The 20312-nt window shown below is 59.7% G+C and carries 17 protein-coding genes; 12 read left to right on the top strand and 5 right to left on the bottom strand.

The features are described 5' to 3' along the window. The first annotated feature begins 9 nt into the window (after window positions 1–9). The 3 genes from glgB to A5483_RS05400 all read left to right on the top strand — a co-directional run bounded on the left by glgB (window position 10) and on the right by A5483_RS05400 (window position 5108). Window positions 10–1944, top strand: coding sequence for a 1,4-alpha-glucan branching protein GlgB (gene glgB, locus A5483_RS05410; RefSeq protein ID WP_063811189.1), 1935 nt, complete (start codon window positions 10–12; stop codon window positions 1942–1944). A gap of 23 nt (window positions 1945–1967) precedes the next feature. Further along, complete coding sequence (locus A5483_RS05405) at window positions 1968–2762, top strand: NUDIX hydrolase (RefSeq protein WP_063811188.1); 795 nt, start codon at window positions 1968–1970, stop codon at window positions 2760–2762. A gap of 276 nt (window positions 2763–3038) precedes the next feature. Continuing rightward, window positions 3039–5108, top strand: a complete 2070-nt coding sequence (locus A5483_RS05400) for a glucose PTS transporter subunit IIA (RefSeq protein ID WP_063811187.1) — start codon at window positions 3039–3041, stop codon at window positions 5106–5108. Window positions 5109–5206: 98 nt separating this feature from the next. On the opposite strand, the gene A5483_RS05395 is transcribed toward A5483_RS05400, so the two are convergent. The 3 genes from A5483_RS05395 to A5483_RS05385 form a co-directional block, all read right to left on the bottom strand. Further along, entirely contained in the window at window positions 5207–7720 is a 2514-nt protein-coding gene (locus A5483_RS05395) for a glycoside hydrolase family 65 protein (RefSeq protein ID WP_063811186.1), read from the bottom strand. Beyond that, a complete protein-coding gene (locus tag A5483_RS05390; RefSeq protein WP_002548660.1) occupies window positions 7717–8460 on the bottom strand; it encodes an HAD family hydrolase in 744 nt (247 codons plus the stop codon). Before A5483_RS05390 ends, A5483_RS05395 begins: the two co-directional genes overlap by 4 nt. Window positions 8461–8576: 116 nt before the next feature. Next, window positions 8577–9518 (bottom strand): tetratricopeptide repeat protein, encoded by a 942-nt coding sequence (locus tag A5483_RS05385; RefSeq protein WP_063811185.1) that lies wholly within the window; start codon window positions 9516–9518, stop codon window positions 8577–8579. A 120-nt stretch (window positions 9519–9638) separates the two neighbouring features. Here A5483_RS05385 and pgm point away from each other — a divergent pair, with 120 nt between their 5' ends. The 3 genes from pgm (at window position 9639) to A5483_RS05370 (ending at window position 13467) form a co-directional block, all read left to right on the top strand. Beyond that, entirely contained in the window at window positions 9639–11270 is a 1632-nt protein-coding gene (gene pgm / locus A5483_RS05380) for a phosphoglucomutase (alpha-D-glucose-1,6-bisphosphate-dependent) (RefSeq protein WP_063811184.1), read from the top strand. 260 nt (window positions 11271–11530) lie between these two features. Further along, the gene (locus tag A5483_RS05375) at window positions 11531–11989 is read left to right on the top strand and encodes a VOC family protein (protein ID WP_002548895.1); all 459 of its coding nucleotides are present in this window, start codon (window positions 11531–11533) and stop codon (window positions 11987–11989) included. A gap of 137 nt (window positions 11990–12126) precedes the next feature. Then, window positions 12127–13467 carry a DivIVA domain-containing protein gene (locus A5483_RS05370; RefSeq protein WP_063811183.1) on the top strand — a complete coding sequence of 447 codons (1341 nt, stop codon included), beginning with the start codon at window positions 12127–12129 and terminating at the stop codon, window positions 13465–13467. Window positions 13468–13528: 61 nt separating this feature from the next. Here A5483_RS05370 and nucS read toward each other — a convergent pair whose 3' ends face one another. After that, window positions 13529–14236: an endonuclease NucS gene (gene nucS / locus A5483_RS05365; RefSeq protein WP_002548480.1), complete on the bottom strand. Its 708-nt coding sequence runs from the start codon at window positions 14234–14236 to the stop codon at window positions 13529–13531. A gap of 384 nt (window positions 14237–14620) precedes the next feature. Here nucS and A5483_RS05355 point away from each other — a divergent pair, with 384 nt between their 5' ends. Continuing rightward, on the top strand, window positions 14621–15439 hold the full coding sequence (locus A5483_RS05355) for an alpha/beta fold hydrolase (protein WP_063811322.1): 819 nt from the start codon (window positions 14621–14623) through the stop codon (window positions 15437–15439). Window positions 15440–15442: 3 nt separating this feature from the next. Here A5483_RS05355 and A5483_RS05350 read toward each other — a convergent pair whose 3' ends face one another. After that, on the bottom strand, window positions 15443–15946 hold the full coding sequence (locus tag A5483_RS05350) for a peptidylprolyl isomerase (protein ID WP_042842711.1): 504 nt from the start codon (window positions 15944–15946) through the stop codon (window positions 15443–15445). A gap of 49 nt (window positions 15947–15995) precedes the next feature. Between A5483_RS05350 and A5483_RS11305 the strand changes: the two genes are divergently transcribed. The 5 genes from A5483_RS11305 (at window position 15996) to A5483_RS05330 (ending at window position 20300) form a co-directional block, all read left to right on the top strand. Further along, a complete protein-coding gene (locus tag A5483_RS11305; RefSeq protein WP_081474398.1) occupies window positions 15996–16223 on the top strand; it encodes a hypothetical protein in 228 nt (75 codons plus the stop codon). 111 nt (window positions 16224–16334) lie between these two features. Beyond that, the gene (locus A5483_RS05345) at window positions 16335–17354 is read left to right on the top strand and encodes a PAC2 family protein (RefSeq protein ID WP_063811181.1); all 1020 of its coding nucleotides are present in this window, start codon (window positions 16335–16337) and stop codon (window positions 17352–17354) included. Between the two features lie 35 nt (window positions 17355–17389). Next, window positions 17390–17905, top strand: coding sequence for a hypothetical protein (locus A5483_RS05340; RefSeq protein ID WP_002548919.1), 516 nt, complete (start codon window positions 17390–17392; stop codon window positions 17903–17905). After that, complete coding sequence (locus A5483_RS05335) at window positions 17902–19656, top strand: FUSC family protein (RefSeq protein WP_063811180.1); 1755 nt, start codon at window positions 17902–17904, stop codon at window positions 19654–19656. The genes A5483_RS05340 and A5483_RS05335 overlap by 4 nt, the downstream gene beginning before the upstream one ends. Continuing rightward, window positions 19653–20300 (top strand): IMPACT family protein, encoded by a 648-nt coding sequence (locus A5483_RS05330; protein WP_063811179.1) that lies wholly within the window; start codon window positions 19653–19655, stop codon window positions 20298–20300. The genes A5483_RS05335 and A5483_RS05330 overlap by 4 nt, the downstream gene beginning before the upstream one ends. Window positions 20301–20312: the final 12 nt, after the last annotated feature.

The raw sequence follows: 20312 nt of genomic DNA, 5'->3' as shown, positions 1-20312 counted from the left end.
GAGGACGACATGGCTCACGATGAGTTCGGAGGACTCACCGGCTGGGACCTCGGGGGGTTCCACTCTGGTGGGGACACGGAGGTGTGGAAGAGGCTCGGCTCCCATGTCGTCACTGTCAACGACGATGAGCGCGGCCCCATCACTGGTACCCGTTTCGCTGTTTGGGCCCCGAACGCCCAGGCAGTTGAGGTCATCTCAGATTTCAACTGGTGGACTGGCGACCGAATGCGCCTCATCCCCGGGTCCGGGGTCTGGGGTACCTTCATCGAAGGCGTCGGCGAAGGTACCCTCTACAAGTTTCGTATTCAGGACCAGTGGGGCACCTGGCACGAGAAGGTTGACCCGATGGCCCGCTATTCAGAACAAGCCCCGCAAAATGCTTCCATCGTCACTGAAACGCACTACAAATGGAATGACGATGAGTGGATCGCCCGCCGTGAGGCCTCCCGTGCTCACGCCGAACCGATGAGCGTCTACGAGGTGCATCTGGGGGGATGGCGTCATGGGTTGAGCTACCAGGAATTAGCTGACCAGCTGGTGAGCTATGTCACCTGGCAGGGCTATACCCATGTGGAGTTCATGCCATTAGCTGAACACCCATTCGCTCCCTCCTGGGGATACCAGGTCACCGGGTACTTCTCCCCCACCAGCCGCTACGGATCTCCTGACGACCTGCGTTACCTCATCGATAAGCTGCATCAAGCCGGCATCGGAGTCATCATGGACTGGGTTCCTGGTCACTTTCCGAAGGATGACTGGGCCTTGGGACGCTTCGACGGCACTGCCCTCTACGAGCACGCCGATCCACGCCAGGGCGAGCACATGGACTGGGGCACCTACGTCTTCAATTACGGCCGCAATGAGGTGAAGTCCTTCCTCATCTCGAACGCGCTGTACTGGATTAGCGAATTCCACGTTGACGGTCTACGCGTCGACGCCGTCGCCTCAATGCTCTACTTAGACTACTCCCGCGAGGAGGGGCAATGGGTGCCTAATAAGTATGGCGGCCGGGAGAATCTAGAGGCCATTGATTTCCTGCGCTACGTCAACTCTCACTTGTACTCCCGACACCCCGGCATCCTCATGATCGCTGAGGAATCCACCAGTTTCCCCGGCGTCACCAAACCGGTCGACAACGGTGGACTGGGGTTCGGGTTTAAGTGGAATATGGGCTGGATGAACGACTCGCTGCGATATCTGGAGCTCAGCCCGTTCCATCGCCAGTACCACCATGGCGAGATGACTTTTGCCATGGTCTACCAGTACTCAGAGAACTTCATCTTGCCGATCAGCCACGACGAAGTCGTGCACGGTAAGGGTTCCATGATCAACAAGATTTCCGGCGACGACTGGCAACAGTTCGCTACTCTGCGAGCCTTCTACTCGTACATGTGGTCCTTCCCCGGCAAGCAGCTAGTGTTCATGGGCCAGGAATTTGGTCAGCGCCATGAGTTCGACGAGTCGGTGAGCCTCGAATGGTTCGTAGCTGACCTGTGGGGACATGGTGGTCTCAAGCGCCTTTTCCGCGACCTTAACAAGATTTACAAAGAGAACCCGGCACTGTGGCAACTCGACAGCGACCCCCGCGGATTCGAGTGGATCAATGCCGACGACGCCGGCAACAACCTGTTCTCCTGGTTGCGCCGTTCCGATGACGGATCGACAATTGCCTGCTTCACGAACTTCTCTGCCAATCCGCAGACCGACTATCGCGTTGGCTTACCGATGGAGGGGGTCTGGACAGAGATCCTCAACACCGATTCCCTGGAGTACGACGGCACCGGTGAGTTCGGCAATCTTGGCCAAATCGTGGCCGCCCCGCTGCCAGTTCCCGATCATTTCCCTGCGGTTGCCACGGTGTGCATCCCGCCGATGGGATCGGTGTGGTTACGTCACAGTCCGTCGGCAACTGCTGCCCTGCCCGGCGATCCGGGCATGCAATGACCATGCCACAGGAGGAGTAACTCGTGGTCGATGACGAGTCCGGTTTCGAGGATTTCAGGATCCAGGTCGAGGTGGTAGATGACTCCGGTCGACTGCTCCTTGAGGATCCGCCATATCCGGAGGGTCTGACACGCGCTATCTCGCTGGCTTCCGACGACGCCATCATCGGGCACGACGTACGTCGCCTCGAGGCGCGGGTGGCCGTCGATGACGATGAGGTGGTCCACGCCTTGCACCGTGCTGGGTACCGTCGCGAAGGTCGGCTACGCCAGGCGCGCGTGCGTGGAGACGGCTGGGTGGATGAGTACGTCTATTCCCGACTGGCAACCGACGAGATTTATACCCGCACCGGTCACACCGGGATGCTCGATTCCGTCCTACCCACCAAGCGGGTCATCTCTCACGTCCTCCTACGTGATGACGCCGGACGAGTGCTGATGTGCGAGACGACGTATAAGCCGGACTGGGAACTGCCCGGGGGCGTCGTCGAACCCGTAGAGTCCCCGCATGCTGGCGCCGTCCGGGAATGCCTGGAGGAACTAGGGGTCGTCCTAGACATTCCGGGCACGCCGACCCTCATCGACTGGATGCCTCCGGCGTTGGGATGGTCCGACGCCATCGAGTTCATCTATGACGCTGGTTCGATTGAGCCCAGCCTCGCCAAGGTCATGCACCCGGCCGACGCGGAAATCGGCCATCTGCATTGGGTCGAGCCGCAACAGATTCCCGATCACGTGACTGCACTGTCGGCCCGACGCATCGAGGCTATCTTGTCTGATCGTATGCCTCGGGCCACGGAAAACGGATTCCCTGTGTGAGGTCTGTGTTTGGCGGTTCGGCGGTCTGTCCTCCTGCCTTGGGGCAGCCTCAATGGTTGCGCCGAGGATTCACACCATGGTCGAAGTACAGCAACGTACTCACTCGAATCACCGTCGTAGACCATCCACCGTCAACATTCGCAGACGATTCGCGACCGTCGCACCAAACGGTTAGACCGAGCTGGGATCCGCCCCGGCGTGCTTGCACCGTCCTGAGATGACTAGACTTCTACCTCGCTGTCCCCCGGACGGCGATATCACAGGAGGACCACATACATGTCATCACCCGCGTCCCAGATCGTGGATGCGGTGGGCGGCCCCGGCAATATCGTCGGTCTGACCCACTGCGCCACCCGTCTGAGGTTCCAACTTCGCGATTCCTCGCCTGTTGACAAGGCCGAGGTCGAGGCGATCCCCGGCGTCATGGGAGCCGTTCCCCAGTCGGGTAATCGTTACCAGATCGTCATCGGAGGCGCCGTCGCAGGCGTCTACAACGACATCATGGGCTTACCCACCATGAAGGGATTGTCGTCTGGCAGCGGTCATCATTCCGACGCGGACATCAAGGCCGAACACCGCTCCAAGGGCCCCCGAGGCAAGTTCTCGTGGCTCGATAACCTGTTCGAGTACCTGTCGGACTCTTTCCGGCCGATCATGGGCGCCCTGCTCGGCGCCTCGCTGTTCATCACGTTCATGGCCCTCATGGGTTCCTTGGGTGTCATCGGAAACTGGGCCGACTCGCGGGTCACCCTGCCACCGAGCTGGCAGTTCGTGAACTTGGCCTGGCAGTGTGTCTTCTACTTCCTGCCACTGTTGGTCGCCTACAACGCCACCAAGCGTCTGAATGCTGACCCGTGGGTTGGGTTCTCCGTCATGGCCGTCGTCATGCTGCCTGCGTTCACCGAACTCGGCAAGGCTGCCCATCCGCTGACCCTCGGCGGGTTCAAGGTCAACGTGGTTGACGTCTTCGGTCTGCCGCTGACGATCTTCAACTACGGCTCCCAAGTCTTCCCACCGCTCATCATGGCGGCCATCCTGGCTCCGCTATACAAATGGTTGAAGAAGATCATTTCCCCCAACGTTCAGATGATCTTCGTACCCTTCCTGACCATGCTCATCATGATCCCATTGACGGCTTTCCTCATCGGGCCTCTCGGTGTCTACGCCGGCGCTGGGTTGGCTAACGGACTCAAAGCTGTCAATGACTCCTCGTCCTTCATCTTCGCGGTCCTCATCCCGCTGCTGTATCCCTTCATGGTGCCGCTAGGTCTGCATTGGCCGCTCAACGCTGTCATGCTGCTCAACATTCAGACCCTCGGCTACGACTACATCCAGGGCCCGATGGGTGCATGGAACTTCGCCTGCTTCGGTGCCACCGCCGGCGTTCTCTTCCTGTCCATTCGTGACAAGGACGTGACGATGCGCCAGACCGCCACCGGCGCCTTGGCTGCTGGTCTGCTCGGTGGCATCTCCGAGCCGAGCCTCTACGGCATCCACCTACGCTACAAGAAGATCTACCCTTCCATGTTGGCCGGCTGTCTCGTCGGCGGTGTCATCATCGGCGCCGGCGGCGGTCTGCACACCCCAGCCTTCGTCTTCACCTCCCTGCTGACGATCCCGGCCTTCGACAAGATTGGGCTGTACTCGGTAGCAATCGCAGCCTCGTTCTTCACCGCAATGGCTCTGGTCATCGTGCGCGACTATCGTGATAACGACGACAAAGCCGCTGCCAAGGCCCGCCGCGGCCAGGCCAGCGTTGTCGAGGAAGAACCGGACGCTGTCGCCCCAGCGATTGCCACTGCCGCAGCGGCGACCGCCGCCACCGAGCCCACGACCGAGACCGCCACTATTGAGGGAGCCGAGGCCCCTACTGCGGCCGAGATCGCTTCAGAAGCTGTCACCATCACCGCTCCCCTCATGGGACATGCCGTGCCTATCTCTGACATCCCCGATCCGGTTTTCTCCACTGGTGTCGTCGGTGATGGCATCGCCATCGATCCAGTTAGTACCACTGTTGTCTGCCCGGCCGACGCCACCGTCGTCACCGCCCCTGATTCCGGCCACGCTTTTGGACTCAAGCTGGACTCGGGCGTCGAACTGCTCATCCATATCGGCATCGATACCGTTGAGCTCGGCGGCAAGGGATTTGACGTCAAGGTCAAGGCTGGCGATCACGTCAGCGCTGGTCAGCCCCTGGTTGTTTTTGATCCAGCCGTCATTGATGAAGCTGGGTACTCCAAGATCACCCCGGTGTTAGTGACCAACGGGTTCGACTACTCCAACGTCACCGGTATTCCTGCCGACGACGTCACTACGAGCACTCCAGTGATCACTGTGGTGAAGTGAGTTCGCGGCGGACCAGGTCACTGGGCCGCCCCAGTACCCCCACAAAATGGAGGAGGCCGACACCCAGTGTCGGCCTCCTCCATTGTCATCAGGTGCTATCAGTCTCGCGACGTCGGGATCGGGGATGAAACGATTGTCTCAGCAATACTGCCGGGAACCTCCGCAGTAATGAGCGAACCATCAGCCCGACGCAACCCCGAGATCGGATGGGTAACCCGCAGACTAGGGCGCAACGGCCCCTGATCAGACAATGGCACCCTGACCGGCTCAACCCCAATGTGGTAGAGCTCACCACGCACTCTCACGTCGCGGTCATGGCCTGACACAATCTGGAAAGTGATGGCGTCACGTTCCAAGCAGACGAGCATGTGAGAATCGCCAATGAGCATGTGATGTTTGATCGACGTCCATTGGGCCGGAAGTCTTGGATCAAAGCGCAGGTTCTCCCGGTCATTGCGCATACCGACGAAACCGTGCACGAGGCATCCCCATACTCCACCGGTCGAGGCAACGTGAACGCCGTCCGAGGCGTTGTGATGGGTATCGGCCAAGTCACAGAACAGAGCGTCAAGGAAGTAGTCCATCGCCATCTCCTGGTGGCCGACTTCTGCCGCCATAACCGACTGGACGACTGCCGACAGGCTCGAATCACCCGTCGTGATGGGATCGTAATACTCAAAGTCCGCAAGCTTGACGGCCTGGGTGAATTGATCTCCCTGCAGGAACAAAGCCAGCACGACATCTGCCTGTTTGAGTACCTGGAATCGGTAAATCACCAACGGGTGATAGTGCAGCAGCAACGGCCGTTTGTTATCGGGGGTATTTTTGAGGTCCCAGAGCTCACGCGAAAGGAATTGGTCGTCCTGAGGATGGATACCGAAAGTATCATCAAAGGGAATGACCATCCCCGCCGCGCACTCTTCCCATCCCCCAACCTCATCTTCAGTGAGGTCTAATTCTGAGCACAGGTGCTCGTACCACAGCGGGTCCTCGTCGCGCATGCGCCGAATGACACTAGCAGCATCGATGAGGTTAGCTCTCGCCATGACATTGGTGTAGAGGTTGTTATTAACGACAGTGGTGTATTCGTCAGGTCCCGTAACCCCGTGGATGTGGAACTCTCGACCACCGTTGATGCGCCAGAATCCCAGATCAGCCCACATTCGTCCAGTCTCGACGAGAACCGGGGCGGCGTCTCGGAAAAGGAAAGTCTTATCCCCCGTCGCTCGGGCGTGATTCATAATCGCATGGACGATATCGGCATTGATGTGGTACTGGGCTGTACCCGCCGCATAATAAGCTGATGCCTCCTCGCCGGTAATTGTTCGCCACGGGAAGAGGGCTCCCCGCTCAGACAATTCCTCCGCGCGGTGTCGGGCTTGCGGAAGGGTATTCACCCGGAATCGCAGCGCATTCTCAGCGATTCGCGGATGGGTGTAGGTCAGCATCGGGATGACGTAGACTTCAGTATCCCAGAAGTAGTGACCTTCATAGCCTGCCCCGGTTACACCCTTTGCTGGAATACCAAGCTGGTCTGCACGGGCCGATGCCTGAGCGATCTGGAAGAGGTTCCACCTCACAGCCTGCTGGATACCGGCCGGGGCACCCTCAACTTCGACATCGGCGGTCGCCCAGTAATCATCAAGCCACGCGCGCTGTTCGTCGTAGTAGACGCTATGTCCCTGCTCGCGCACCCGATCAAGACTGCGACGCACTCGGTCAAACAATTCGTGTACCGGCACGCCGCGAGAAGTGTGATAAGACACCGCCTTATCGATGCGAATTGGTCGACCCCGGGTGGCTTCAACCCGGTACACCCGTTTTCCAATCCCGGGCTCGGTATCGATCAGGGACGCGTACTCATTCTCCGTGGTGATCTCGTGATCGGCGCCTACGGCCAACGTCATCCCCGAGCGCGCGGTACTGAATCCCAGGATCATACGCTTATCAGAGTGCCAATCTTTTTTAGGAATCAGCACTTTGTCAGCAAATTTACGAGCTTGGCGAGGATCGGCAGCCTTTTCAGCATCATCAGGTCGAGCGTGGTACTCGTCCATGCCATCTTGACGGTTGAGGATCTGAGAACTAATGACGATCGGAGCATCGCCTTCAAGCATCGTCACCTCGATGCTTATCAGAGCCACATGCCGGTGAGTGAAAGAAATCATCCGTGAGGTTGCCACCCGTAGCAGCTTGCCCGCCGGGGTGCGCCACACCAGCTCGCGGCGCAAGACACCTTCCCGAAAATCGATCCACCGTTTATACGATTGAATCTCGTTGACGCTGAGCAAGAGTGGCTCGTCATCCACGTAGAGCTTCATAAGCTTGGCATCCGGGACGTTGACGATTGTCTGACCGGTACGCGCAAAACCGTAGGCGTTCTCAGGATGGTGGATGTCCCAAATTTCGTGGAACCCATTTATGTAAGTGCCATGACTGAAGGAGTCGCGGCCTTCAGACGGATTACCACGCATACCGAGGTAACCGTTACCGATCGAGAACAGCGTCTCGGTCGTACCTAGATCATCGCTACTGGGTGCCGTCTCGACAATCGCCCATGGATCGTCGGGAAAGCGCCATCGGTCCATCGGATCGGCGCCCGTCCGCGTCATGCCATCTCCTCAACCATTTCGTCCAGGTCATCAACCACTCGGTCAGCACCGGCCGCACGCAGCCGGTCAGCACCAACGCCACGATTGACGCCAAGTACCATTCCAAATCCTCCGGCAGCACCGGCACGTACCCCTGAGACCGCATCCTCGACGACGACGCATTGCTCAGCACGCACACCGAGCAGCTCCGCCCCTTTCAGGTACGTATCGGGGGCGGGCTTGCCGGGTAGTTTTTCCGCCTTCGCCCGGTTGCCGTCCACCAGCACCGGGAAGTCCTCGGCCAGCCCAGCCGCCTCAAGCACCGCTGCAGCATTGCGTGACGACGAGATCACAGCCATCGCCACACCGTGCGCCTGCAGCATATCCACCCAACGCCGGGACCCCGGGTAAGGCTGAATACCGTCACGGGCCAGCACTGTATTAAACAGGTCGTTCTTACGGTTGCCGAGGCCACAAATCGTCTGGGCATCAGGGCCGTCGCAAGGGTCCCCCTCGGGAAGACTGATGCCACGGCTCGCAAGAAAGTCACGCACTCCGTCATACCGAGGTTTGCCATCAACGTAGGCGAAATAGTCCTCGGCGGTGTAGGGGTTCTGGCCTTGGTGATGCGACAACTCCTCGTTGAACATCTCCTGCCACGCACGCATATGAATGAGCGCAGTGGGAGTGAGGACGCCGTCGAGGTCGAACAGGACGGCATGGAAGTTCTCGTTGAAGGGAGTCGAGTCCATAGCTCCCATGCTATTGGTCGAGGACGAGACGTCCAGCCGAGCTCGCCGACTGTGTCAACCTCGATATCCGAACGGCCCGGGAGCGAAAACCCGGACCGTTCGGCAATCAGCGACGAAAACCTGCGTCAGAACAGTGCGGCCGCCAACGAACGACGAGCTGCAGCAACCTCGGGCTCGGATTGCCCGACCATGGCAAAGAGGTCAAGCAGCCGGGTACGAGCAGCTTCACGCTCCTCGTCGTGGGTGATGCGAACCACCTGGATGATCCGGTTGAAGGCGTCCGCGGACCGTCCTCCCATAAGTTCCACATCTGCGGCGGCTAGCTGAGCGTCAACATCATCGGGATGCTGTTGGGCAGCGGCCAGCAAAGCAGCGGGGTCTTTACCATCCAACCGTCCCAGCAGCGCTGCTGCGTTACGGCCAGCGATGAGAACCGGATCGTTAGGCTCCGAGGCAAGCAACGCGTCATAGGCCGCGACGGCATCGTCAAACTTCCCCGCGTCCATGAGCTTCTCAGCTTCGACGGTACGAGGATCCGGGCCGGTCGGTTCCTCGCTACTCACCTTGACCGTCACTGGTTCTGCCCGCCCCACCATTCCTGCTGAAGCCGCCGCCTGGGTGACTTGCTCGGTGATCTGACGGAACTGCTGCTCATCGATAGTGCCTTGAGCCAACGGGGCAAGTTGACCACCAATGACGGCGACGAGCATGGGGACGGCCTTAATCCCCAGGCTCTGAGCCAGTCGGGGCTGAGCATCGATATCGACGTGCACCAACAGCCACTTGCCCGCGGCCTCGTCGGTGACCCGGCGCAGGATCGACTCCATCTGCTCGACACCGTGGGCTTTCGGCGTGGTGAATTCCACCAGCACCGGATGCTGCACCGATTTTTGGAGTAGTGAATTGAAGTTCTCTTCGGTGCCCTCGACCACCCAGGTCCTGGCAGTTGCCGAACCAGCATGGGCAGCTGGTCCAGCAGAAGAGTCGGGGGACCCGGCTGCAGCTGCCAGTCCCGACAGATCGACGGCATCGTGACGATGAATCGAGTCAGAAGACATGTCGTCCATTCAACCAGATTGCGCCGCACAAGCCTCGCCGAGATGGCCCACGACCGTGGTCGAGAGCGCGAGGAGGCTGTTTCCAGCGGTGGTCTGTCGCGGCGCACCGGTCAGTGAAACAATGGGGTTATGGCTCATGACCGTGCTGGGAAACCCGCCCAGGAATCCGATCTCATCGATGTCGATGCCGTGCTGTCGGCCTACCACGACATCTCCCCCGACCCTTCGCACCCTGACCAGATGGTCGTCTTCGGCACCTCAGGTCACCGCGGTTCCTCTCTCGACGGTGCCTTCAATGACGCTCACATCGCCGCCACCACCCAGGCAATCGTGGAATATCGCGCCTCCCAGGGGATCGATGGCCCGCTGTTCATTGGCAGGGACACCCATGCGCTATCCATGCCAGCATGGACAACCGCCATTGAGGTACTGTGCGCCAATGACGTCGAGGTCGTCGCCGAGCATGACGACGAGTGGACCCCGACCCCGGCGGTCTCGCGAGCCATCATTGTTCACAATCGCTTAAGCGAAGGACGCCAGGCGGACGGCATCGTCGTCACCCCTTCACACAACCCGCCGCGCGATGGCGGATTCAAATACAACCCGCCGCACGGCGGCCCGGCCGACACGGACGCCAGCGGCTGGATTGCTGACCGCGCCAACGAGTTGCTCGCCGATCCGTCGAGTATCCGTCGCAAGCCTTATGAGCAGGTGCGCGACGAGGTCTCCCGTTACGACTATCGCAGCGCATATTGCGACGATCTGCGTAATGCCATCGACCTCGACGCTATCGACGAGGCGGGCGTCCACATCGGTGCCGATCCGCTCGGCGGAGCTTCGGTCCAATACTGGGAGTACATCGCAGACCATCTCGGTATTGATCTGACGGTCGTTAACCCCAAGGTTGATCCGACCTGGCGATTCATGACCCTTGATTCTGATGGCAAGATCCGGATGGACTGTTCTTCCCCCTCGGCGATGGCCTCTCTCATTGCGAGCAAGGACGCTTACGACATCGCCACTGGAAACGACGCTGACTCCGACCGTCACGGCATCGTCACCCCAGACGCCGGCCTCATGAACCCGAATGCCTACCTGGCAGTGGCTATTGGTTACCTCTTTGCCCATCGTCCAGGGTGGGGCCCTGACGTTGGCATTGGTAAGACCCTAGTGAGCTCCTCTCTGATCGATAAGGTGGCGGCTGACCTAGGTCGTCGTCTCATCGAGGTACCAGTGGGCTTTAAGTGGTTCGTGCCAGGCCTCATGCGCGGAGATATCGGGTTTGGTGGCGAGGAGTCGGCCGGAGCATCGTTCCTTGATCTCGATGGCCAGACCTGGACCACGGACAAGGACGGCATCCTGCTCGCCCTGCTGGCTAGTGAGATTAAGGCCGTCACTGGCCGCTCCCCGTCTGAGCATTACGCCGATTTAGAGGACCGCTTCGGCAAGTCTTACTACGCGCGTATCGACGCTGACGCCAACCGCGAGCAGAAGGCCCGTCTCAAAGCTCTCTCCCCTGACGACGTCTGCGCTGAGAGCATCGCTGGCGAGAAGATCGAGACCATCCTCACGAAGGCCCCGGGCAATGGCGCAGCAATTGGTGGCATTAAGGTCGTCACCAAGAATGCTTGGTTCGCAGCCCGCCCCTCGGGTACCGAGGACAAGTACAAGATCTACGCCGAGTCCCTGCGTGACGCCGACCACTTGGCCGCTGTCCAGGAAGAGGCCCGCCATATCGTCGATAAAGCGCTCAAGGGCTGACAACCCCGCACAACGCTGATAACCCGGCACAGCATCGCTCCGGCCGTTTCAAGCGGTCGGAGCGACTGTTACACGGCCCATGTAATCGAGATGAAGGTGAAACGCTCCCCATCTGCTCCTCCTATGTAGGAGGGCCCCGCGCCACCAATAAGCGCGGAAGACACGGCGCTGCATGGGCAACGCACGCCCCTGCCGCAGGAGACTCCCGGAATACCCACCCCGCCTAGCTGGACCTTGGTGGACAGTGCAACGATTGAGCTATGGAGAACTTCAACAACGATCCCTTTGCGTGTATCGACCACGTCGGTTTTGCCGTCAAGGACATGGACGAAGCCATCAAGTACCACTGCGACGTCCTGGGCTTCCGGGTGCTCTTCCGCGAGAAGAACGAGGGACATGGCGTCGAGGAGGCCATGCTCGGCACTGGTAAGCGCGGCGAAGAGTCGACCGTCGTCCAGTTGCTCGCCCCGCTCAGCGAAGACAGCACCATTGGAAAATACATTTCCAAGAACAAGAACATGATCCAGCAGGTGTGCTACCGCACCTACAATCTGGACAAGACGATCGCTACTTTGAAGGAACGTGGCGCCGTCTTCACCGGCGAGCCCTCCACCGGAACCGCTGGCTCCCGTGTCATCTTCCTTCACCCCAAGTACACCGGCGGTCTCCTCATCGAGATCACCGAGCCCCCGGCCGGCGGCATGCCATACCAGGACTGACGTCACACCACTGAGGCTGGCAAGCCCCGGGACCAATTCACCTTGGTCCCGGGGCTTGTCTCATCCCGGTGAGTTGCACAGTTGTCATTCGGTCTCGATTGGTACCGTTGGAGTCACCTACTGGAAGGGGACCATCGGTGAGCACAAAAGACGTTTCTGACGGCCAATTCGACGAAGAGACCGGACTCAACCTCTTCGACGACACCGCCAGCGCGGCCGGTAGCTTCACCCATTCGATGTGGGGCTACGATCGCACCAGCGTCGACAACTACGTTCGGGAGATTGAGCAGCAGGTATCGACGCTGAAGCAGCTCACCCGACACCTGCGCGGGCAAGTCTCTCAAGCCCAGGCTGAAGCCACCCAGACCGATTTCAAGCGTCTGGGAGTACACGCCACCGAGATCCTCACCGCCGCCGAAGCTCAAGCCAAGGACATCGTCGCCATGGCAAGTAGCGAAGCCGAGCGCATCAAGGAAGAAGGACGTCGGGTTGCTGCCGACATGCGAGCCGCAGCCCAAACTGAGTCCGACGACATCCGGGTCGCAGGACTGGCCAACCAGCACGAGTTGCGCGATCAAGCGGCCAAGGATTCCCAGCACGCAATCGAGCAGGCCCGCCTGCAGGCCCGCACAATCGTCGAGCAGGCCGGAACTCATGCCGAGGCCATTGTCACCGAGGCCCGCACTAAGGCGGCCACCACCGATCAGAACGCTCGCGCCCAAGCTGCCCAGATCCTCGACAAGGCTCGCTCGGCAGCGGCAAGTATCACAACCAAGGCTCGGGAAGAAGCAGAAAGCATCACTACCGAGGCCCGTACCAGCCACGATGAGGCCGCAGCCAAGATCAAGCAGTTGCTCGAACAAGCGACTGCCCATCAGCAGGCCAGCAGCGAGAATGTCGCCAAGTGCACCCAGGAGGCCGACGCTATTCGTCAAAGCGCTCTGAAGCAGGCCGAGGCCACACGTAACCAGGCTGCCCGTGACGCCGAAAACCGCATCGCTACCGCCCACCGTCAGGCCGCCATGATGAAGGAACGTCTCGAGGAGCAGTACGCCTGGCGTAAGGAACAACTTGAGCGCGAAACTGCCGCTTTGATGCAGCGCAAGAAGGCTGTCATCGCGCAGCTCAACAACCTCAAGGGCCTGGCCGGAGAAGCCGAAAGCGCTTACCCCGATACTGATCCCTTCGCTGAAGAAGCGGACGGGGAGACCACCGATGACGCCACCATCGTTATGAGTCCAAAGAGTTCACAGGCTCAGCAGAAGTCAACCGACAGCCAGACAGATCAGACAACTCACTCGGCAGGCAATGACGGGGAGGCTGCTCATTTAGACGATCCGGCCAGCCAACGCACCCAGGTCATTCCGGCGGTGAAGAAGGACGGCGAATCCGCCCAACCCAGTAGTGCAACCGCTACTGATGAGGCTGACAACGAGAAAACACAGGTTCTTTCCCAAGGCACTAAGTCTGGGAAGTGACGCTCAATAACACGGCTGCGGGGCCCTAACCAAGAGGTTGGGCCCCGCAGCTGCGTGCACGTCAGAAGAGGCGGTCCTCCGGGTGATCCATACCGCGCAACGCGTCGTAATCGACAGTGACGCACTCGATACCGCGATCAGCAGCTAGGGTACGCGCCTGCGGCTTGATCTTTTGGGCGGCAAAAACCCCGCGCACCCGATCACCCAACAGGTGATCTCTATTGAGTAGCTCGAGGTACCGGGTGAGCTGCTCCACTCCGTCCATCTCACCGCGCCTCTTCACCTCTACGGCGACATAAACCCCGTCGGCATCACGGCACAGCAAGTCAACGGGACCTATCGGCGTCATATACTCGCGACGGACCAGCGACCAGCCGTCCCCGAAAGTGCCAGGATTCTCAGCTAGTAGTTCCTGGAGATGAGCTTCTACCCCATCCTTCTGCAAACCGGGATCAATACCCAATTCCTCGGTGACATCAAGCACTTTCGGGCCAAGCAGGATTTGGAGATGGTCGCCGGTCGGCGCATCAACTTCCCAGACCTCTTCGACATCGACGGCGGCGGTGGCCACCGGCTCATCCGGCAGGCAAGGGCGCGTGGTCAATGTGCACGGGGAACTCATCCAGTTCAAGGGCTTATATGCCCGGTCGTCTGCGTGGACGCTTACCGAGTTATCCGATTTAACGACGATGAGCCGCTTGGCCCACGGCAAATGAGCAGTAAGTCGACCGGTGTAGTCGACCTGGCACGGGGCAATGACGAGACGCACGGTGTGGAACTCTACCCGTCACCCAGTCGCGATCTCGAACGAGTGAGGATGAGGTTCACCTCTCGGCGTTGTCGTCTCTAACGCTGATTGAGGCACAATGGGACCCATGGGTCGTCATCATGGTTCGCGCAAGTGGCAGCGCCCGCCCCGACCCCTGCATACGGCTAGCCACCCACACTCTGAGTACAAGAAAGATGGTCAGCACGTTGTGCGCACGGTGCCCGCTGGCCGAGCGCTCAAGGTTTATACCTGTCCGGGGTGTCTGCACCCCATCCAGCCGGGAACCCCACATATTGTCTCCTGGCCGCACGAACCATCGATGTTCTCCAGGTCCCCAGTCGAGGAACGTCGTCACTGGCACACCGGGTGTTGGAGGTCGCGCCCATGAATGAGCTTCATCTGACTATCCTCGGGAACGGTCGTCAGGACGTGTACTGGTGTCACGGGGTATTTGGGCAGGGGAAAAACTTCACCCGAGTGGCGAAGGATCTCCTTGCTACCGACCCCGACGCCTACCGCTGCATCCTCGTCGATTTGCCCAACCATGGCCGATCTGCCTGGACTCAGACCTTCTCATATCGAGACATGGCCGCCGCTGTGGCAGCCACCGTCAAAACTACTAGTGGAAATCGTCCAGCCCACCTGCTAGGCCACTCAATGGGCGGCAAGGTTGTTATGCGGACGGTTCTCGACAATCCTGACCTAGCCCGCAGCCTCACCGTCGTCGATATGGCCCCGGTGGATTCACGTCTCACCCGGTTAGCGCCCCTCGTCGACGCCATGAAGTCGGTGGATCTGACAGCGTTGACCACCCGCCGACAAGCCGAAGAGCAAATGTCCGACGGGGTGCCTGACCCGAGCATCCGCCAATTCCTCTTGCAAAACTTACGCCATGAAACCGGCGATAATGAACGCTGGTATTGGCAAATAAACCTCAATCTGCTGGGCAATGGACTGTCCGATATCGGCTCCTGGCCGCCAGTCACCTCAACTTGGAATGGACCAGTGCTCTGGATCACCGCCGAGCAATCGGACTATGTCGGCCTCGACCATTCCCAGGCCATGCACGAGCTCTTTCCCCAAGCGCGTCGAATTCGAGTTAAAAATTCCGGCCATTGGGTGCATTCAGACCAACCGGGAATCTTCGTGCAAGTACTAGCAGCCTTCTTATCGCGATGCCAAGAGCCTCTCACCCCCCGCTGAGGCTCATCCCATCACGACCGAGCCAATCTTGGTATCAACCTTTGGAGCAAGACCATCGGCAGCGAGCCCCTTATCAGCGATTTCGGAGAGGCTTTCGACACCGTCCTTATCGATACTGCCAATGGCGAGGAAGGAATCCGACAGTTTGGAATTGCCATAAACCAGGGCAAATTGCGAGCCAAGCCGGTGCTGGGAATCGGCGACCAAGGCAAGAGTGCCCGAACCAACTGATCCTCCGGCCTTGACTCCCTTCTCAACCGGATACGAGTATCCCGGACCACCATTCCCAGTTCCGGAAGGGTCACCACACTGGAAGTACTTAGTATCTCCCGTAGATAACTTGTGACACGAAGTGTCGTTGTAATAACCCTGCTCGGCCAAAGAAATGAACGCATTCGCGGCGCAGGGGGCCGTTGCTCGATCGACAGTGAGCACCACCGGAGCGTCATTAATCGTGAGGGTAATGGTGGTGGAGCCAGTTTTTTCGATATTGTCAGAAGGCGGCATATCAACCGGACGAGCAGCCTTGCCTGCCACGGCATAACCGCACGGGCCGCTGGCCGCTGCGGGAGCCGGAGCGGCCGTCGCTGGTGCCGCGTCGGCGGTTTGCGTAGCAGTTTTGGAACTGGGGGACTCACTCTTGGCAGACGGTGAGGCGGTCCACCAGGCATCAGGAGAGTCGCTAACTCCGGGCACTGCTCCGCTGGTTTGTGAGCACCCGGCAAGCAAGGACAGCCCTGCCACGGCGACTGCGGTTGTTGCTCGGCGCGTCTTCCTCATGTAATCCGTCCTTCGGTCGATTGGCGACGCGGTCAGGCTACCTATCGGTACAACGGAATACAGTGAAGACTCACGGGGTTACACCAACCTGCCCCTGATGGAAAGGAGGACCCCCATGGATCGGCAGAGCAATCGCTTCAGCTGGCATCCCGGAATCGTGAGTCCTGATCAGGAGGTGTCTGCTCTCGTCACTCTGGTGCAGTCTTTTAGTGACACCGGCATGGTGCAGGCGCGGGTGCGCGACGCCATCTTTTCCCAGCTCCCCCACCACGAGCTCGGAGAATTCGATATTGATCTGTTGCTGGACCATCGCGATTCCCGTCAGCCCATCATCTTCGACGCCGATCACTTCGAGGGATATGAGCGTCCCCGCCTCGTGCTGCACGAGGTGACCGATCAACTTGGCCAAGCGTTCCTCGTCCTAGATGGCCCAGAACCGGCTCTCGGCTGGGAATCGTTAGTGTCATCCTTGACGAGTCTCGTCGACACTATGGGGATCCGATTAACCGTCATTACCGATTCGATTCCGATACCGACCCCTCACACCCGTCCTGCGATGGTCACACGCTGGGCATCGCGACCTGAACTCATTTTGGGCTCGACATCTCCGTTCGGTCGCCTTCAAGTACCCGCTTCTTTCCCCGTCGTACTCGGTCAGCGCTTAGGGGAAACGAACCACGCTGTCATCGGGCTTGCCTCCCATGTGCCCCATTACTTGGCTGAACTGGATTATCCTGAATCGGCTCGCGCTCTGGTGGAGGCATTGCGCGGCGCGACCGGTCTGGCACTGCCCATCGACTCCTTGGCTGTGGCTGCTAACACAGTTCGCGCCGAGATCGATACCCAGGTCAATAATTCTGAAGAACTGAAAACCATGCTCCACGCTCTTGAGGAGCAGTACGACTCCCGGGTTGCCCAGCGCGAGCTCGGCACAACGCAAGTCTCCGTCCCCGACGCCGAAGATATCGGTGCTGAAGTCGAAGATTTTCTGCGCTCAATCGACGAAAACGATAGCCCCAGCAACAACGCCGATCCCGGCGATCAAGACTCTGGTCCCCGGCGCAGCAGCGAGGACAATTCCGACAACGGTAAACCTGATTATCGTCCCCGTCGCGGGGGTGACCTAGACGACTGACGGCGGTGTCGGCGCCCCGGCCTAAACTGCCCACCATGGATCTGGGAATCGACTTAGGAACCACCTACACGGCGGTGGCTGCTGTTGACGACGGAAATCATCGCCTATTGCCCTTCTTTGACACCGAAGGTGATTCTCACGACCAGCTACCCAGCGTTAGAGCCGCCGTCAACGGGTCCCTCATCCATGGTTTCGACGCCCGAGCGGCAATGGCCGACGGGGCGCCGGGAGTACGTTCAGTCAAGCCACTGCTCGCTTCACCGGGAGCGGACCCATCGACTCTCGTCCACACCTTGTCCCGTGGCTTCGGCGTTTTCCGTGAGACAGAATCCGGACGTGGGATTGGCTTCGACGTCCTTACCGACCAAAACACTCGGTTATCGGGGACAACCACCATCACACGAAGGCACCGCTGCCACCACAACATTGGCGCATTCCGCATTCCTGAAACTGGTATAGTCACCGCGACGATTTCCGACGTGGACACTAGGTGGCCTACCACCGCCACCATGGGTCGGCCGACGACAAGCACCGGTATGGGTCACGCATGAATAAAGCCAATCAGCTGTCGAAACCTCGGCAGCTGCTACGCAAACTCATCACAATTCATCCTTCCCCGGGGCGCAGCCGCCAGGCAGTCATCCTCGTCGTCCCGATAGCCGTATCTCTCGTGACTATGGGTTTGATCGTCAGTCCGACCCATGCGGCTATGGGCATGATGGGAGCAATGGGCGCCCTAGCGGGCAACACCAACGCCCCTTTGTCGCGAGCCCGAATTCTTCTTGGCGTTGGTGTCGCGACGGTCTTTTCACAATGCCTGGGCTTGATATCGGTGCAGATCGAGTGGCTGCTGCCAGTCATCCTCGCTAGCTGGGGTTTCGTCGTTATCTGGGTATGGCATGCCCTGCAGCTGGGCCCGCCTGGCCCACTTAATATTCTCTTCGCAGCCGCGTTCGGCGCCTACATGGCCAGTCGCGGCTGGACAGTGAACACGGTATTTATCTCCACCGTACCGTCCTTCCTGATTGCCGCTGCCGTTTCAATGATCATCATCCTCGTCTGTCCACACCGCCCGGTCCGTGCCGCGGTTGATAAGGCTGAAAGCGCAGTCAACGCTTACTGCGAGCCTAATGACGATGCCGACAGTCACGAAGTTGCGCGACTACGTTCAGCTGCGCACGCTGCCATCCACCTGGCGTGGTGGGCTTACAACGACGGTCACTCCTCCGGCGCTGACAACCCGTCGGAGATGTCCGAGCTGTCGGATCTGCGAGCCCGACTTATCACCGCTCACATGCGACTCGAGCATGAGTTGCGACTAGAGGCCTTCCCCTCCGCCGATGTCTGCCTGCCCGACCATGTGGACTGGACTCCGCTCGGTCGTCCCAAAGCCAGTTACCTGCTGAGAACCGCGATGGAACGAGGATCGCGACCGACCATGGTGGCCCTGCGCGCAGCGACCGGTGTCTTCTCCGCATCTCTGCTCATGATTCTGCTGCCGTTCGGACACCCGTACTGGGCGGTATTGAGTGTTCTCATCATGATGCACATGGACGCAACTCGCTCGGACATGACGATCCGCGCCATCCACCGGGTGCTCGGTACCGTCGTCGGCCTCGGCCTGTACCTGGCGATCGCCGCATTCCGCCCGTCAGGCTGGGTCCAGATTGGTCTCATCATCGTCTTCTTGTGGACCATGCAAGCCCTGGTGACGCGTAATTACGGCCTCGCCTGCATCTTCATCACCTGTTTTGCATTGTTCATGACGCCACTGACGAAGCCCGGTGAGATGTACCAGCTCGCCCAGGATCGCATCGTCGAGACCATCGTGGGCTTGACGGTCGGCATCGTTACTATCCACATCGTCGGTCGACGTGCCCCAGTCCTGCTGGTACGAAGTCAATATCGCCGGACCCTTCGTTCCATGATGCCGGTGCTGAGATCCTTGTCTCAGGGGCGCACTACAAGCCCGCAGGCCCAGATAGAGCGCAATCAGATGGTCCACGAACTCATCCGGGGTTCGGCCCTACTGTCGGCCACCCGTCCTGATGCTCCGCAGGCTTTACAGAACTGGTCCAAGGTCGACCGCACTGTCACCGAAACCGGCTACGACCTGCTCTCTGTTTGTTGGCACACCGGCGACGAGCCGGTGCCATGGGCCCGGCGAGTGCTGGCCGATATCGCCATCTTCATTACAGGTCTGCCGCCGATCTCAAGCCAGAACCTTGACGCCCACAGCGTCGCCGAAGAGATGGAGAAGATACGAATGGATATGGTGACCTCTCTGCCGGGGGTTGAGTGATCGAGTACAGCGTTCTGGCAAGCCCAATTGAGGCCGAGCTAGAGATCAAGCGGTCAGTCTTCCTCACCCGGCTGGTGCGCGTGGCCAGCGAGGACGAGGCTCGGGAAGTTATCGCCCAGACTCGCCACGCCGGACATGATGCCCGTCACCATGTCTCCGCCTTCGTGTTAGGGCCCGATCGCGAGGTTCAGCGCTGCAGTGATGACGGCGAACCCGCCGGCACCGCGGGAATGCCTACCTTGACGGCCCTCACAGCAGCGAGTCCAACAGGGAAAAATCTTTCCGACGTTGTCGCCATCACCAGTCGGTGGTTCGGTGGCATCAAGTTGGGAGCTGGAGGTCTCACCCGAGCCTATGGGAATTCCGTCGGCAACGCTCTGGCACTGGCCGCCTTCGACCGACGGGTCATGATGGACACCTTGACGATGACCATCGATCTGTGTCGAGCCGGCCGCGAGGAAGGTGTTATCCGTGCCGCCGGGCATGAAGTTACTAGCGTGGAGTACACCGCAAAGGGGTCCGTACTGACATTGGCGTGTCGCGCCGGTTGTGGGGATCAGATGGCACGCAACCTGGCCGAACTGCTTGGCCGCGATGTCAGCCTTGTGCCGGCAGGCCAGCGCTGGGTCGACATCAAAACGTGAGAAGAGGCACAG

This window comes from Cutibacterium namnetense (assembly GCF_001642025.1).
In the GTDB taxonomy this organism is placed as follows: Bacteria; Actinomycetota; Actinomycetes; order Propionibacteriales; family Propionibacteriaceae; genus Cutibacterium; species Cutibacterium namnetense.
This window is presented reverse-complemented; position numbering and strand designations above follow the sequence as displayed.